Source organism: Corynebacterium sp. UBA2622 (assembly GCF_002339505.1).
GTDB lineage: Bacteria > Actinomycetota > Actinomycetes > Mycobacteriales > Mycobacteriaceae > Corynebacterium.
The window spans coordinates 111,703-126,627 of record NZ_DDJO01000017.1 but is presented as its reverse complement, the minus strand read 5'-3'; the positions used below and the strand labels follow the sequence as shown (position 1 = coordinate 126,627).

15 protein-coding genes are annotated in these 14,925 nt (G+C 67.6%); 9 read left to right on the top strand and 6 right to left on the bottom strand.

Going from position 1 to position 14,925, the window contains the following annotated elements; genetic code table 11:
* Positions 1 to 48: 48 nt before the first annotated feature.
* The 4 genes from B3611_RS07595 to dnaA all read right to left on the bottom strand — a co-directional run bounded on the left by B3611_RS07595 (position 49) and on the right by dnaA (position 5,271).
* Entirely contained in the window at positions 49 to 651 is a 603-nt protein-coding gene (locus B3611_RS07595) for a DciA family protein (protein ID WP_291314478.1), read from the bottom strand.
* Positions 644 to 1,816, bottom strand: a complete 1,173-nt coding sequence (gene recF / locus B3611_RS07590) for a DNA replication/repair protein RecF (RefSeq protein WP_291314477.1) — start codon at positions 1,814 to 1,816, stop codon at positions 644 to 646. The genes B3611_RS07595 and recF overlap by 8 nt, the downstream gene beginning before the upstream one ends.
* 21 nt (positions 1,817 to 1,837) lie before the next feature.
* Positions 1,838 to 3,025: a DNA polymerase III subunit beta gene (gene dnaN, locus B3611_RS07585; protein WP_291314476.1), complete on the bottom strand. Its 1,188-nt coding sequence runs from the start codon at positions 3,023 to 3,025 to the stop codon at positions 1,838 to 1,840.
* Between the two features lie 596 nt (positions 3,026 to 3,621).
* A complete protein-coding gene (dnaA, locus tag B3611_RS07580) occupies positions 3,622 to 5,271 on the bottom strand; it encodes a chromosomal replication initiator protein DnaA (RefSeq protein ID WP_291314475.1) in 1,650 nt (549 codons plus the stop codon).
* An 883-nt stretch (positions 5,272 to 6,154) separates the two neighbouring features.
* Between dnaA and rpmH the strand changes: the two genes are divergently transcribed.
* The 9 genes from rpmH (at position 6,155) to B3611_RS07535 (ending at position 13,224) form a co-directional block, all read left to right on the top strand.
* The gene (gene rpmH / locus B3611_RS07575) at positions 6,155 to 6,292 is read left to right on the top strand and encodes a 50S ribosomal protein L34 (protein WP_019193581.1); all 138 of its coding nucleotides are present in this window, start codon (positions 6,155 to 6,157) and stop codon (positions 6,290 to 6,292) included.
* Positions 6,293 to 6,324: 32 nt separating this feature from the next.
* Positions 6,325 to 6,711: a ribonuclease P protein component gene (gene rnpA / locus B3611_RS07570; protein ID WP_291314474.1), complete on the top strand. Its 387-nt coding sequence runs from the start codon at positions 6,325 to 6,327 to the stop codon at positions 6,709 to 6,711.
* The gene (gene yidD / locus B3611_RS07565; protein ID WP_291314473.1) at positions 6,711 to 7,061 is read left to right on the top strand and encodes a membrane protein insertion efficiency factor YidD; all 351 of its coding nucleotides are present in this window, start codon (positions 6,711 to 6,713) and stop codon (positions 7,059 to 7,061) included. Before rnpA ends, yidD begins: the two co-directional genes overlap by 1 nt.
* Complete coding sequence (gene yidC / locus B3611_RS07560) at positions 7,055 to 8,032, top strand: membrane protein insertase YidC (protein ID WP_291314472.1); 978 nt, start codon at positions 7,055 to 7,057, stop codon at positions 8,030 to 8,032. The genes yidD and yidC overlap by 7 nt, the downstream gene beginning before the upstream one ends.
* Positions 8,033 to 8,237: 205 nt before the next feature.
* Positions 8,238 to 8,900 carry a 16S rRNA (guanine(527)-N(7))-methyltransferase RsmG gene (gene rsmG, locus B3611_RS07555; protein ID WP_291314471.1) on the top strand — a complete coding sequence of 221 codons (663 nt, stop codon included), beginning with the start codon at positions 8,238 to 8,240 and terminating at the stop codon, positions 8,898 to 8,900.
* A gap of 102 nt (positions 8,901 to 9,002) precedes the next feature.
* The gene (locus B3611_RS07550) at positions 9,003 to 10,064 is read left to right on the top strand and encodes a ParA family protein (protein WP_291314470.1); all 1,062 of its coding nucleotides are present in this window, start codon (positions 9,003 to 9,005) and stop codon (positions 10,062 to 10,064) included.
* Positions 10,065 to 10,066: 2 nt separating this feature from the next.
* Positions 10,067 to 11,170 carry a ParB/RepB/Spo0J family partition protein gene (locus tag B3611_RS07545; RefSeq protein ID WP_291314469.1) on the top strand — a complete coding sequence of 368 codons (1,104 nt, stop codon included), beginning with the start codon at positions 10,067 to 10,069 and terminating at the stop codon, positions 11,168 to 11,170.
* Positions 11,171 to 11,207: 37 nt separating this feature from the next.
* Positions 11,208 to 11,834 carry a hypothetical protein gene (locus B3611_RS07540; protein ID WP_291314468.1) on the top strand — a complete coding sequence of 209 codons (627 nt, stop codon included), beginning with the start codon at positions 11,208 to 11,210 and terminating at the stop codon, positions 11,832 to 11,834.
* Between the two features lie 58 nt (positions 11,835 to 11,892).
* Positions 11,893 to 13,224: an RNA-binding domain-containing protein gene (locus tag B3611_RS07535; protein ID WP_291314467.1), complete on the top strand. Its 1,332-nt coding sequence runs from the start codon at positions 11,893 to 11,895 to the stop codon at positions 13,222 to 13,224.
* 22 nt (positions 13,225 to 13,246) lie between these two features.
* Here the strand turns inward: B3611_RS07535 and B3611_RS07530 are convergent, their stop codons facing one another.
* On the bottom strand, positions 13,247 to 14,431 hold the full coding sequence (locus B3611_RS07530) for an N-acetylmuramoyl-L-alanine amidase (protein WP_291314466.1): 1,185 nt from the start codon (positions 14,429 to 14,431) through the stop codon (positions 13,247 to 13,249).
* Positions 14,432 to 14,507: 76 nt separating this feature from the next.
* Positions 14,508 to 14,831 carry a thioredoxin gene (gene trxA / locus B3611_RS07525; protein WP_291314465.1) on the bottom strand — a complete coding sequence of 108 codons (324 nt, stop codon included), beginning with the start codon at positions 14,829 to 14,831 and terminating at the stop codon, positions 14,508 to 14,510.
* Between the last annotated feature and the right edge of the window lie 94 nt (positions 14,832 to 14,925).

Genomic DNA, 14,925 nt, shown 5'->3' with positions numbered 1-14,925 from the left:
CTCCAGCGAGAGGGCGTTTCTCGCGCGGATTTGAGGGTGTGGCGCTTTTCAGCCGTAGGTGTCGCGCGGCCCGCGGCCCTTCACGTGGAGCGGTCCGTAACGCCAATTCTTGGTCTTCGGGGGATACACGTGGAGCTTGGTGACCACCCCGGGCCCGACCTTCTTCGCGATCTCCGACAAAACCGTCGACTGCATGTACTTCAGCTGCGTCGCCCAGGCGGTCGTGTCGCACGAGATGAAGACCTCGCCCTCCTTGATCATCTCCACGCTGGTGTGCTGCGCGATCTTCTCCCCGACGAGACCCTCCCAGTTGCCCATCACCCAGCCGTAGGCCATGTTCTCGGTCCAGTCCCGGGCGCGGATCTCCCTGCTCACCAGCGCGCCGAAACCCTTCACGTCGTAACCGCGCCGCCTCGCGCGCCCGTCCGGGCCGGTGGGGCGCCCCCGGCCCCGCCAGGTTTTCGGTTTCTCCTCGTCCAGGTCGAGCCCGGGCACGCTTATCGACGCCCCGGCCCCGCCCAGGCTCCCCCTTCCCGCGCTGGAGCGCGGCACCACGCCCGTCCCCTGACGCGTGAGGTCCGGCAGCCGCACGCCCCGGCGCCGGGCGGTCTCGCGGAGATTGTCGAACGTGCTCCTGACCAGGTCACTCAAGCCGGGATTCACCGTCCTCCATGACCACGCTGTGGCGCCCCGTCACTGCGTCGGAGAGGTTGGCCGGCAGGTCATCGCCCACCGCGGCGGTGATGATCACCTGCTCCGCGCCCCCCGCCACGGCGACGAGGCGCTCCCGGCGCTTCGCGTCGAGCTCGGCGAAGACGTCGTCCAGGATGAGCACGGGGCCGGTGCCCTCACTCGCGAGCAGGGAGTACTCGGCCAGGTGCAGGGAGAGGGCGAAGGACCAGGTCTCACCGTGGCTGGCGTAACCCTTGGCGGGTTGCTCACCCAGCATGAGCACGAGGTCGTCGCGGTGCGGCCCGACGAGCGTCATGCCGCGCTCGATCTCCTCCCTGCGCCGCCGGCCCAGCTCGGAAAGCATCGCGGCCTCAATGACCTCCGGGTCCCGCGTCGGCTCGCCGAGCAGCTGGCGCACCGCGTCCTCGACGGTGGATTTGTAGTGCGCGGAGGCCGGCCGGGACTCGGGCGCGACCGTGGCGTAGGCCTCGGTCAGGGGGGCTGCGAGGGCGTCGAGAAGCGAAAGCCGGCCAGCGATGACCTGCGCGCCGGCGTGTGCGAGCTGGGAATCCCAGGTGTCGAGGGTGGTCAGGGCCGAAGCACCGTTGGCGTCGCCGTAACCGCGGCGCAGGTCGATGGCGGAGCTGCGCAGGAGGGCGTTGCGCTGGCGCAGGATCTTGTCGTAGTCGGCGCGGACCCCGCCGAGGCGCGGCGTGCGCAGCGCGGCAAGTTCGTCGAGGAAGCGGCGCCGCTCGTGTGGCTCACCGGTGACCAGGCGGAGGTCCTCCGGTGAGAACATCACGGTGCGCAGCACCCCGAGGATCTCCCGCGGGGATTTCAGCCGGGTGCGGTTGATCTGCGCCTGGTTCGCCCCCGAGGCCTTGAGCAGAAGGTGTGTCGTGAGCTCGCGGCCCTCGTTGACCGTTGTGGTAGAGACGCGGGCGTCGCGCGCCCCGGCGCGGATCAGCGGGGCGTCGGCGGTGACACGGTGGCTGGAGAGGACCGAGCTGTAGTGGATCGCCTCCACCACGTTGGTCTTGCCGTGCCCGTTGCGCCCCGACAGGACCGTCACACCCGGCTGCATCTCCAGGGTGAGCGCGGGCCAGGAGCGGAAATCGCGCAGGTCGAGTTCGCGTACGTACACGTCGGAGGTGTGCGGGCCGGCCTAGCCCGGGAGGCGGACCGGCATGAGCAGGTAGGTGAAGTCCGTCTCCGGGGTGGGGAACGATCCGTCCGGCTGCGCCTCGGGCAGCTCCTCGGGGGCGGGGATCATGATCGCCGGCCGGGAGGACTCGGTGAAGCCGAACACCACGTTGTCGGTGGGGATGACCGCCAAGCCGTCCTTGAGGTAGCCGGAGTTGAAGGCGATGAGCAGCTCCTCGGCCCCGGTGAACAACGCCTGGACCGTCTCGGTGGCCTCGCCGGAGTCGGCGCCGGAGGCGTAGAGGGTGACCTCGCCCTCGCGGAAGTGCATGCGGATCTGCGCGTTGCGGTCCGCGACCAGGCTGACGCGGCGGATGGCCTCGACCAGCGGGGCGATGGCGACGCTGGCCATGGACGTGTGCGACTTGGGCAGGAGCGGCTGGATGTTCGGGAAGTCTGCGTCGAGCATGCGCGTGGTGGTCTCGCGGTTGCCGGAGTGCAGACCGAAGAGGCCGTCGCCGCCGATGCTGTCGGAGTTGCCCACCGCGATCTCGACGGGGTTGTCGATCTGCGTGTCCAGCGTGCGGGCGTTGTCCAGCAGCGTCTTCGCCGGGACTAGCAGCTTCGCCTGCACGTCGCCCGCCACGGGGTCCCAGGAAATGGTGCGCAGCGCCAGCCGGAAACGGTCGGTGGCCGTGAGCTGCACCCGGGAGCCCTCGATTTCCACGTGGATGCCTGTGAGCATGGGCAGGGTGTCGTCGCGGCCGGCGGCGGAGGCCACCTGAGTCACGGCTCCGACGAAGTCGCGCGGGGACAGCGTGCCCGTGACTTCGGGGAGGGTCGGCAGCTGCGGGTAGTCATCCAACGGCATCAGCGGCAGTTCGAAGCGCGCCGATCCGCCCTGGAGCAGCATCTTCGAACCGTCCGTGGAAACCTCGACGGGCTTGTTCGGCATGTTGGAGACGATGTCGGCGAGCAGCTTGCCGGCCACGGCGACGCGGCCCGGCTGATCCACCTCCGCGCCGATCCGCACGCGTGAGGAAACCTCGTAGTCGAAGCCCGCGAACTCGAGCCCGTTGTCGTCAGCGGTGATCACGACCGCCCGGAGGATCGGCTGCGTGTTCTTCGTCGGCAGACTCCTCGCAACCCAGGCCACGGCGTCGGAGAGGTCATCCTTGTGAACGCGAAATGACACGCGGTTGTCATCCATAGCGGCGAGCGGCTCCTTGCACGTCGACACGCGCTCCCGCAGAGAACGCGAAAGGCGAAATTACGTAATTTGGTTCCACCTTAGGCGCAGCGCGGTTTGTTGTCATTTACCGGGGCGGGGCAGCCGCCCGCTTATCGACGCGCCCCTCCGCCCCGCCCGGGCGAGCCAGCACGGGAGTCCACAGTCTCTGTTTCTCTTGGAAGAATTACAAAGTAAAAGACGGGAAGAACAGTAAGTCCTGTGCACTCTGTGGATGCGGGGCTCTTTGCCGTGTTCAGGAGGGAAAACACGGATGTGATTCGGGATGTGGGTTTGTTGTGAATAGTCCGCCTCCCCTGTGGATGGATTCTTGCGGACGGATGCTGTCCACACTACGGCCGGGTTTCTCCACCGGGGACTCACACGAATTCGCGCTTTGTGCACAGGTGGCGGCATGTGTGGCGTGGGGCACATAGTGCGCGACATCATTGAATTACATGGGGGAAATTACACAACTGTGAAAAACGCTGTGGAGAACGGCGCCGGGCAGACAAAAACGCCCGTCCAGCCACCTTTCTGGTGGGGCTGGACCGGCGCCGGGGATCGGGCAAGCGCGGTTAACGCATTCGCGCCCTGTTCTTGATCATCTGGGTAAGTTCCTGGATTTCGTCGTAGGTGCCACGGTTTTCCGTCATCTCCTTGCGGATCTTCCGGTCGGCGTACATCACGGTCGTGTGGTCCTTGCCCCCGAACTCGTCCCCGATCTTGGGCAGGGACAGATCGGTCAGCTCCCGGCAGAGGTACATGGCCAACTGGCGGGCATGGGCCACCTGGCGCGTCTTCCCCGCGCCGGTGAGCTGCTCGTTGGTCACTCCGAAGAACTCCGCCGCGGCATCCTTGATGGTCGAGGCGTTGATGTTCACGTCGCCCTCGTCGGGGAGGATGTCGCGCAAAGCCACTTGGGCGACCTCCATGGTGATCGGCTCGTTGATCAGGGAGGAGTATGCGGAGACCCTGATCAGGGCTCCCTCGAGCTCGCGGATGGACGACTGGAACTGGGTGGCAATGAGCTCCAGGACAGCGTGGTCCACGTGGGTGCCGTCGGCTGCCGCCTTCTTCATCAGGATGGCGATGCGCGTCTCCAGGTCCGGCGGTTGGACGTCGGTGATCAGCCCTCCCTCGAAGCGGGTGCGCAGGCGGTCCTCGAGCGTGGTGAGCTGCTTGGGCGGGCGGTCGGAGGACAGGATGATCTGCTTGTTCGCCTGGTGGAGCGCGTTGAAGGTGTGGAAGAACTCCTCCTGCGTGCCCTCCTTGCCCTCCAGGAACTGGATGTCGTCCACCATGAGGATGTCGAGGTTGCGGTAGCGCCTCTTGAAGGATTCCTGCCGGTCGTCGCGCACCGAGTTGATGTAGTCGTTGGTGAATTCCTCGGAGGAGACGTACTTGATCCGCAGACCCGGTTGCAGCACCTGGGCGTAGTTGCCCGCAGCGTGGAGCAGGTGCGTCTTACCCAGTCCGGATCCCCCCCAGATGAAAAGGGGGTTGTAGGCCCGCGCGGGGTTTTCCGCCACCGCAACGGCCGCGCCGTTGGCGAAGCGGTTGGACGAGCCGATGACGAAGTTTTCGAAGGTGTACTTCGGGTTCAGCGAAGTCTCCCGGTCCGGGTCGTGGGCCGGCTTCTCGCGGGGGATGCGCTGCGCCACGGTCGGGTGGGCCGTCGCCTGGCGCCGCCCCTGGCGCTCCACCTGCTGCTGCGAGTGGATGCGCGCGAGCTCGTCGAGACCCATGGGGATCTGCTCCCCGGGGCGGGTGCCGGCGCTGCCGTGCATAGCCCCGCTCCGGGTGGGGTACCACTCGTCGGCGGCGGCCTGCGGGGCCTGCTGACCCGCTTCACCCGGGAAGCCGGGTTGCTGCGCCGGGGCAGGGGCCTCCCTGGCGTCGCGGCCGGAAAGGGAGGGCTGCTCCGCAAGCTCTGAGGGGGCGGACGGCTGCTGCACGGACACCGCGAGGCTGCAGGGCCGGCCCAGGTGGTGGGTGAGCAGGGCGGCGATGTGGGTGCCGAGATTGTCCTCGATAACAGCCTTGGCGGCCGCGTGGGGTGTCGAGAGGATCGCGTAGCCGTCGACCAGCATCACGGGGCGCACGAGCTGCAGGTAGGCGCGCTCCTGGTGCGTGAGGGTGGGGATGGGTGAGCTGGGCCGCTCCGAGAGCGCGAGCAGCTCGGAGACGATGTCGCGCCAGAGCGCCTCTATGTTCTGGTCCACCACGTTTTACCAATCCTCGATTTCTGTCATCTGTCCCTCCACCCCGGCCCCCGCGCGCCGCCCGTGTACTGCGGACGGGCGGCATCGGGAGCCACGGTCCGGGGAGTCGCGCGGCGGCGTGTGATTCACCGCTGCATTCACAAATTCCCCACCATTCATGGTGGCTCCGACCTCCAGTTCCACAACTTTATCCACAGGTGTGGACAAATCTTTCACCAGCCCTTTTCCACAATTGGCCAGGGACCTGTGGATAAAAACGTGAAAGAATATTTATGCTTTTCACCTGCAAAAACACAAAATACCGAGCAAAACTCTCAACCGGAAGTTGAGAGTTATCCACAGGGCTGTGTGTAGTTCTCTGTGTGAAGTTGTGGTGATGAATCATTGGTACCCGCTGGGATGGCCCTGTGTCCACGCGTTTAGCGCCGCCTCCCCTGTGGATAACTTTTCGGCCTGCCGTCGCGGCACGGGCCCGGGAGACGAAGCGCAGGGTGCACCGGCGATTCGCCCGTCCACCTGCAAAAAAACACAGGTCTGTAATTCCGGGGGTACCCGCCGCCGCTCCGGTTTTCGGGCCGCGTGTCGATTTGGCCGCGCACCTGAATTTCACGTAACCTGGCATGGTCTGCCACATCGAGTAGCGCGGCTGATCAGGTGCCGCTACCTCCCCGATGTGCTTGAGAGCAACACCCGCGCGGTGCACCGGGCCGCCCGTCAGGGCGAGTCGGCGCAGGAGTTGCACGCGAGGCGCACCACCGACCCTTCCCAGGTCGCGGCGCACCCGCATCTCGGAAAGCTTTCTATACTGGGACGGTCTCTACCCCGGGAGGCTTTCCGCGCCCCAGGCGCGGAGCCGCTGGCCGTCGCAACCCTCAAGGAGTCTCCCGTGTCCAAGCGGACCTACCAGCCCAACAACCGTCGCCGCGCCCGCAAGCACGGCTTCCGCACCCGCATGCGCACCCGCGCCGGCCGCGCCATCGTTTCCGCGCGCCGCCGCAAGGGCCGCGCGAAGCTCACCGCGTAGTTCGCCGCCCTCCACAAGCCCCACCAGCCACAGTGCTACCCAAGGCGCACAAGCTCTCCAGCTCCGCGGATTTTCGCCGCGTGATGAGGAAGGGCAGTCGCGCCGGCGCCCGGACGCTGGTGGTGCACCTTTCGACCCGAACCGGAACCGCCATCACCGGCGGACCCCGGTTCGGGCTCGTGGTTTCTAAGCAGGTGGGCAACGCCGTGACGCGGCACGCGGTGTCGCGCAAACTGCGGCACGTCTGCCGCGGGGGCGTCGACAAGCTCGGGCGCTCCCACGACGTGGTCGTGCGCGCGCTGCCCGCCTCGGCCACCGCGACCAGCGCGGAGCTGGAGCGGGACTTTCACGCGGCGCTCGGCAGGGCGCTGGAGAAGGCCCGGCAGAAACAGACCGCCGCGCCCGCGCGGAAGGCGTGATGGCGTACCGCAACTTCCTCGGTGCGGAAATCCCCGCTCCGAGGGGACCCGCCGCGAAAGTGCTGGTGGGGCTGGTGCGCCTCTACCAAAAGTACTTTTCACCCCTTAAGATGGCAGGAACGTGTCGTTTCATGCCTGTCTGCAGCGCTTACGCGCTCGAAGCAGTGTCGCGCCACGGGGCGGTGAAGGGAAGCCTTCTCGCCGCGGCCCGCATCAGCAAGTGCGGCCCGTGGCACCCGGGCGGATACGACCCTGTCCCCGGCAGCGTGGTTCCACCGGACGCCTCTGACGCGGCCGGTGGCGAAGCGGCCCCCACTTCACCGACTAGGAGCAACCCCCCCAAGTGCTGAATTTCATTTACTGGCCGATCTCAGCAGTGCTGTGGTTCTGGCACAAGATTTTCGGATACCTCTTCTCCCCGGACTCCGGGTTCTCGTGGATCCTCGCGATCGTCTTCCTCACCTTCACCATCCGCGTGCTTCTGGTGAAGCCGATGGTCAACCAGATGCGGTCCATGCGCCGGATGCAGGAGATGCAGCCGAAGATGCAGGAGATCCGCGCCAAGTACAAGAACGACCAGCAGAAGATGGCGGAGGAGACGCAGAAGCTCTACAAGGAAGCGGGCACCAACCCGCTGGCCTCCTGCATCGTCCCGCTGGTGCAGATGCCCGTGTTCCTGGGTCTGTTCCACGTGCTGCGCTCCTTCAACCGCACCGGCACCGGCCCGGGCTCCCTCGGGATGAGCGTGGAGGACAACCGCAACACCGCGAACTACATCTTCTCCCCGGATGACGTCCGCTCCTTCCTCGACGCCGACTTCTTCGGCGTGCCGCTGTCGGCCTACATGTCCATGCCGGAAAGCGCCTTCGGTGCCTTCACCGGGCTGGACTTCACCCGCACCAACATCATCATGGTGTGCCTGCCGCTGCTGCTGATCTCCGCGGTGTTCACCCACCTCAACGCCCGGTTGTCCATCGACCGCCAGAACGAGCGTCGCGCCTCCGGCAAGACGGCCGCGCCCGCCAGCGACAACGCGGCGATGATGGAAAACCAGATGCAGATGATGAACAAGATGATGCTCTGGGTCTTCCCGTTCATGATCCTCGCGTCCGGTGCGCTCTGGCACATCGGCCTGCTGTTCTACATGCTGGCCAACAACGTGTGGACCTTCTTCCAGACCCGCATCGTCTACGACAAGATGGACAAGGAGGAGGCCCTCGAGGAGGAGCAGAAGCGTCAGGCGAAGGCCGCGCTCGCTCCGCAGGTCGGCTCCCGCCGCGTGGACAAGCGCAGCAAGAAGCAACGCCGCCAGGGCAGCTAGCCCCCGCTTTTCCGCGCCCCACCGCCGCGGCCCGGATACCCTCCACGTATCCCGGGCCGCGGCTCTTTTGCACGGTCCCCCGACGTACGCTGCACCGTTGGCCGCGCATTGGGCCGGTGTTGGGGCTGTTTACTAGAGTCGGAGGGCACGAGGCAGGCCCGCCGCGCGGCAGGCCTCCGGACCCCAGCCGAAGGAGAGCACAGCCGTGTCAGACGAATTACCCGATCCCGGGGCGTCTTCCGCCCCCGAGCCCGTTCCCGCGGCCGCCGGGGAGATTTTCGGGGAGCGGCTGGACCTGGCGCGCGAATACCACCGCTCCCTCGCGGAGGTGGCCTCCATCCGCGGGTTCATCGGCCCGAAGGAGGTTCCCCGGTTGTGGTCCCGGCACATCCTCAACTGCGCGGTCCTCTCCGAGGCGGTTGAGGGCTCGGGGCTGCGGGTTGCCGACATCGGTTCCGGGGCCGGCCTCCCCGGCATCCCGCTGGCCATCGCGCGGCCCGACCTGGACATCACCCTCATCGAGCCGCTGCTCAAGCGCTCCACGTACCTCAGCGAGGTGAAGGATCAGCTCGGGCTGGACAATGTCACCGTCGTGCGCGGCCGTGCGGAGGAACAGAAGAAGTCGCTTTTCGACGTCGTGACATCCCGCGCCGTCGCCCCGCTGGGCAAGCTGGCCGGTTGGTCGCTGCCGCTCGTGAAGGTGGGCGGGTCGATGATCGCGATGAAGGGCGCGAGCGTAGCCGAGGAGCTCGAGCGTGACCGCGCCCAGATTGCCCGGGCGCGCGGTGGCGAGGCGGAGGTTTTCACGGTCGGCGCCTCTGTACTGGAGGAGCCGACGACCCTGATCCGAATCCCCCGGCGGCGCTAACCGATGTGGCTGGGACACACTAGGGTTAATGGGGTTAAGGGAGTTGTCTCCGGGGTGGACGGAGCACACGCGGTACCGAGGCAGGCAGGGTTAGGCGGATAGATGAACGGACAGATGGACGGTCCCGTGGACGAGAGCAACCAGTGGGATGACACCCCCATCGCGGCGGCGGCGCGCCGCGCCGCGCGCTTCAGCTCCGGCATGAAGAAGCTACCCAAGCCGGCGCAGCCGCGTGTGATCACCGTGGCCAACCAGAAGGGCGGCGTGGGCAAGACCACCACCTCCGTGAACATGGCGGCGGCGCTCTCGCGACAGGGCCTGAAGGTCCTCGTGATCGACCTCGACCCCCAGGGCAACGCCTCCACCGCCCTCGGTGCCGAGCACCGCGCCGGCACCGTCTCCAGCTACGAGATTCTCATCGGCGAGGCACAGGCCGCGGAGGCGATGCAGGCGAGCCCGGGCAACCCGAACCTCTTCTGCATCCCCGCCACAATCGACCTCGCGGGCGCGGAGATCGAGCTTGTGAGCCTCGTGCGCCGCGAATATCGCCTGCATGACGCCCTGCGCCGGGGCTTCCTCGAGCGGGAGGGCTTCGACTACGTCTTCATCGACTGCCCGCCCTCCCTGGGCCTTCTGACCATCAACGCCATGACCGCGGTCGACGAGGTCATGATTCCCATCCAGTGCGAGTACTACGCCCTCGAGGGCGTGGGCCAGCTGCTGGGCAACATCGGGATGATCCGCGAGCACCTGAACCACAACCTGCACATCTCGGGCATCCTGCTCACCATGTTCGACGCCCGGACCAAGTTGTCGGAGGAGGTCGCCTCCGAGGTGCGCAACCAGTTCGGCCAGGTGGTGCTGCGCAACGTCATTCCCAGGTCGGTGAAGGTCTCGGAGGCCCCCGGGTACGGACAGACCGTTGTGGATTACGACCCCGGTTCGCGCGGCGCGCTGGCCTACATCGACGCCGCGCGCGAGCTGGCGGAACGCGGTGACTACCAGCCGCATGAGACGACGGGCCCGATCGGAGTGAGCCCCGAGGTGGCGAGGCAGCTCGACGGGGCGGACGCGGCGGATGTCGAGGACGCCCCCGACGTCGAACCAGAGGCGGGTGCGGCCCGCATCGATGATCACCAGACAGTCCAGGAGGATGGAGAGTAACCATGGCGCAGGAACGTAAGGGCGGTCTCGGCCGGGGTCTCGCGGCCCTCATCCCCTCCAACCCCGAGGCGACGGACAAGACCGGGAAGACCGGACGGCTCGGGGACGGAGCCGCCGACGTGATCATCGGCGGTTCGAAGGGTGCGCGGGACACTCCCGCGGAAAAGCCCTCCGCCCAGGCGGTCCCGGGCGACAAGCTCCCGCCCCGCGGCCGCCCGCGCATCCCGGGTGCCCCCTCCATACCCGGGGCCCCGACCGTGGTCGCGGACACGGAGAAGGTGAAGCAGCCGGTGCCGATGGGCGCGCGCTACCAGGAGGTGCCGCTGGGCCAGATCCAGCCGAACCCGAAGCAGCCGCGGCGCGTCTTCGACGAGGACGAGCTGTCCGAGCTGGTGCACTCCATCCGCGAGTTCGGGTTGCTCCAGCCGATTGTCGTCCGCGAGACCGCGGAGGGCTTCGAGCTCATCATGGGCGAGCGCCGCTGGCGCGCCGCGTCCAAGGCGGGGTTGAAGCAGATCCCTGCGATCGTCCGCGAAACCAACGACGCGGACATGCTCCGCGACGCGCTGCTGGAGAACATCCACCGCGTGCAGCTCAACCCCCTCGAGGAGGCCGCCGCCTACCAGCAGCTGCTCCAGGAGTTCGGGGTAACGCAGGAGCAGCTCGCCGACAGGCTCGGCCGCTCCCGCCCGGTGATCACCAACTCCATCCGGCTTCTCAACCTCCCGGTTCCCGTGCAGCGCCGCGTGGCCGCCGGTGTCCTCTCCGCGGGCCATGCCCGCGCCCTCATGGGCATCAAGCTTGGCGACGCCACCGCCACCGCCCAGGAGAACCTCGCCGACCGGGTCGTCGCCGAGGGCATGAGCGTTCGGGCCACCGAGGAGGCCGTGACGCTGCTCAACAACAACGGCATCGTGCCGGAGCGCCCGAAGCGTGAGCCGCAGCCACAACCGGAGTTCGTCAGCGCCGCCGCCGAGCGCCTCGCGGACGTCTGGGACACCCGCGTCTCGGTGACCATGGGCAAGCGCAAGGGCAAGATCGTCGTGGAGTTCGGGGACCGGGAGGACTTCGAGCGCATCATGTCCCTGATCCAGGGCGCGGACTAGGGCTCACGCTGTGGGTGGGCCGGGCGAGCGGGTGCGGGTGGTCCCTCTCACCGCCGCCAACCTGGGCCGGATGCACCGGCTCACCGCCGAAAGCGTGTTCTGGGAGGTGGACCCCCTCGGGGAACGGTATTTCGACACTGTGTCGGAATTAGACAAAAGCGTCTGGCTGGAGAGACGCGCCCGTGAGCAGGCGGTGGCGGGCTTCAGCATCGCCGAGGGGCATTCATCGGTCGGGGCTTTCGCCACCGTTCTCTTCTGCCCCGCCGCCGAGGCCCCGGGGGCGGTACGCATGCCCACCGCCCCGGCGTCACGGGACGCGTGGCTGATCACAAGCATGCATCTGGACTCCACCGCCCAGCACCGCGGCTGGGAGGCCGTCCTCCTCGACTCCGTGATTATGGCGGCAACAGAGGCCGGAGCCGATGCACTTGAGGTTTTCGGGCTCAGGCCCGAGGGTGATGCGCGCACGGGACTCTCCGCCTCCGTACTGCGGAACGCGGCGCGCATCGGTCTCGTGGATGCCGCCATCCTGGAGTCGGCGGGTTTCCAGGTGCGGGAGGACCATCCCGTCGTTCCCCGTCTGCGCCTCCCGCTTCCGCCCGACCGCGATCTCCTCAGCGCCCGGGAAGTCGAGGACCTTCTCGCTTGGGCACCCGCCAGCTGAATCAATCAATTCAATCAACCATTCAGTCACGCGGCTCACAATGATGTAATCTGTCGGCATGGGACCCGGGGAAATTCAGCAGATCATTGCACGCGGGGAAGGTATCGACGTTTCATTCGCGCGTCGGGTTTCCTCCGCCTACATCAACGAGCGTGCGGTGATCGAGCGAATGGCGGCCCTGGCCAACAGCCGGGGCGGTACCCTCCTGGTCGGGGTCGGCGGGGACGGTTCGATCTCCGGGTGCCACCCCTTCCACGGCGACCACACCGACCCGGTTCAGCTGGCGGCGGCCATCCGCCGTTACACCGCTCCTCCCCTCGATGTCGCCGTGGAAGTGGCCGCCGTGGAGGGCCAGCCGGTCGTGGCCCTCTCCGTCGCCGCGAGCCCGACACCCGTTGCGACGGCATGGGGTGTCTACCGCGCCCGCTCGCTGAACTCCTCCGGTGTAGCCGTGGACGAGGGCCTGCCCCCGGCGGAGCTCTTCACCCGCTACCGGGACGCCAACGGTGTCGACTGGGCGACCTCCCCCGCAGCCGGAGCCTCGCCCTCCGATCTTGACCCCGGGGCCTTCGCCGCCTACCGGCGCCTCACCGCCTCCCACGGGGGCAACTCAGCCCTGGCCCAGCGCGGCGACGATTCGCTTGTGCGGGCCCTGGGGTTCCGCAACGATTCGGGCGAGCCTCTTTCCCTGGGCGCCATTCTGCTTTTCGGCACGGAGGAGTCCATAACGCGCCACCTGCCTTTCCACCAGGTGGTGGTCGCGGATGCGCGTACCCCGCGCTCCACGTGGCGCAGCCGGGCGGCCCTGCCGGTGCTGGTGGAGCGCCTCACGGGCGCCACGCCGGGTGCCGAGACGGTGGGCAACGCCCTGCCCTTCGTGTTGAACGCCCTCCTGCACCGGGACTACACCCTCCCGGGCGCCATCTACGTCCACGTGGACGAGGACCGCCGCACCGTGACCAGCCCCGGGCCGCTGCCGCGCGGGATTACGGCGGAGGACGTTCTGGGCGGGGCCCCGTCGTTCGCACCGCGCTCGCTGCACCTCACCACCGCCATTGCCCACACCGGTGTGACCAGGGGCGCGGGTACTGGTGCCGCGGACGCGGCCCGCGAGATGCTGGCCCGGGGTTTCGCCGCCCCCTCGTACTCGGGCACGCACTCGCAGGCGGTCACCGTCACCATTGCTGCGGTGCCCGCCGGCCGCGCGGCGTCGGTGAGGGGGGATGTGCTCGGCGCGCTCCGCGATCTCGGGGAAGCCTCCAGCGCACAGGTAGCGGAGAGGGCCGGGGTGAGCCAGCAACAGGCGTACCGGGCCCTCCGCCACCTGGTGGAGAAGGGCGAGGTCACGCGGCGGGGGTCGACGCGGACGACGCGCTACTCGGTGTCATGATTCCGCGGCTGCGGGGAGTCGGTTAGCTTGCGCCCTCCTCGCGCAGCAGCTCGGAGAAGGTGTAGGTGCCCGTGGGCATGTCGTCCTCCTCGAGCAGGTAGAGGCGCTTGATGGCCACCACGATTGCCTCGGCGATGGCATCGCGCTGGCGTGGGTCGGTGACCACGGCGACGTCACCGGGGTTGGTCAGGTAACCCAGGACGACCTCGATGGAGGGCATCTTGGTCATGCGCAGCAGCTCCCACGTCCGCCCGTGGTTGAAGCAGTTGCGCAGGCTGGTGCGGGCCGCGATCTCTCGCTGGATGTAACCGGAGAGCGTCTCACCCGTCATGGATGAGGCCCCGGCCTCGGAGCCGAAGTAGAAGGAGGCCACGCCGTTGGCCTTGTCGTTTTCATAGCGGTCCAGCTGCAGGGAGATGAGGAGATCGGCGTTGAAGCTGTTTGCGAGGTCGGCGCGGGACTTGGTCGAGGGGTTGTCACCGCGCGGGCGGGACAGGATGGTCTCCACCCCGGCGGCGATCATGCGGCCCTCGATGCGCTGGGCCAGATCCCAGAGGATCTCCTCCTCCGTGATGTCGCCGTAGGGGCCGGTGACCGTCATGCCGCGGTCGTCCTTGCCCAGGTCGGGGTCGATGACCACGCGCTTGCCGGCCAGGCGGGGGCCCGCCTCCCGCACGTTCTCGCGCTCGCGGATGGCCTGGGCGGAGCCGCCGGTGATGCGCCGGCCCAGCAGGCTCAGGGCGTGGAGGGTGTCGGGGCCGCACACTCCGTCATCCTGCAGCCCGTAGTTGAGCTGGTAGGACGCGAGGGCCTCGTGCGTGCGGGGGCCGAAGTGCCCGTCCAGGCGGTGGGCGTAGAACCCGAGGTCCTGGAGCTGCTGCTGCAGCTGGCGCACGTCGTCGCCGACGAAGACCTGGCTCGGCTCGTAGGACAGGACGCGGGCACCCAGGGTGTAGGAGGCCTCGCGCAGCTCGCGGAGGGTGACGGTGTCGATGTCTCCGGTGGGCACGATGCCCCGGGACTGCTGGAATGCTTTGAGCGCTTCGCTCAGGGAGTCGTCGAAAAGCAGGTCCTCGCGCGAGAACTGCCGGTTGTTCCAGTCGCTGACGTGGCCGCCGAAGTCGTCGAGCATGCCCAGCCGCGCAAGGGTCGAGCGGACCTCGGCCACGCGAGCGCTCGAATCGCCTACACGGAGAGTCTCTGTCACTGGGTACCTTCCTGGACCGATGAAACGCAGTTTGTGAACGAAGGGTGAACGGATCTAATCGTACCGGCGCGGGGCCCTAGAGCAGGTTCTCCACGCGGGCGACAATGTCCTCTTTCGGCTGCACACCGGCGAACTGATCCACCATCTCGCCGCCCTTGAAGATGAGGACGGTCGGGATCGACATGACCTGGAACATCGCGCCCAGGGTGCGCTCGGCGTCCACGTCCACCTTGGCCACCTTGACCCTCTCCCCCATCTCGGCGGCGACCTCGTCGAGGATCGGGGAAAGCTTCTTGCAGGGGCCGCACCACTGCGCCCAGAAGTCCACGAGTACCGGGATGTCCGATTCGATGACCTCGGACTTGAAGGTGGCCTGCGTGACGTCGATGGGGGCGCTCATGGGTTCTCCTGACTTTGTCTGGGGCGGGGTGCAACTTCAGTTAACAGGTTTAACACTAGTGCCGGGCGTGGCCCGCGCCGAAACCCCGGACGGC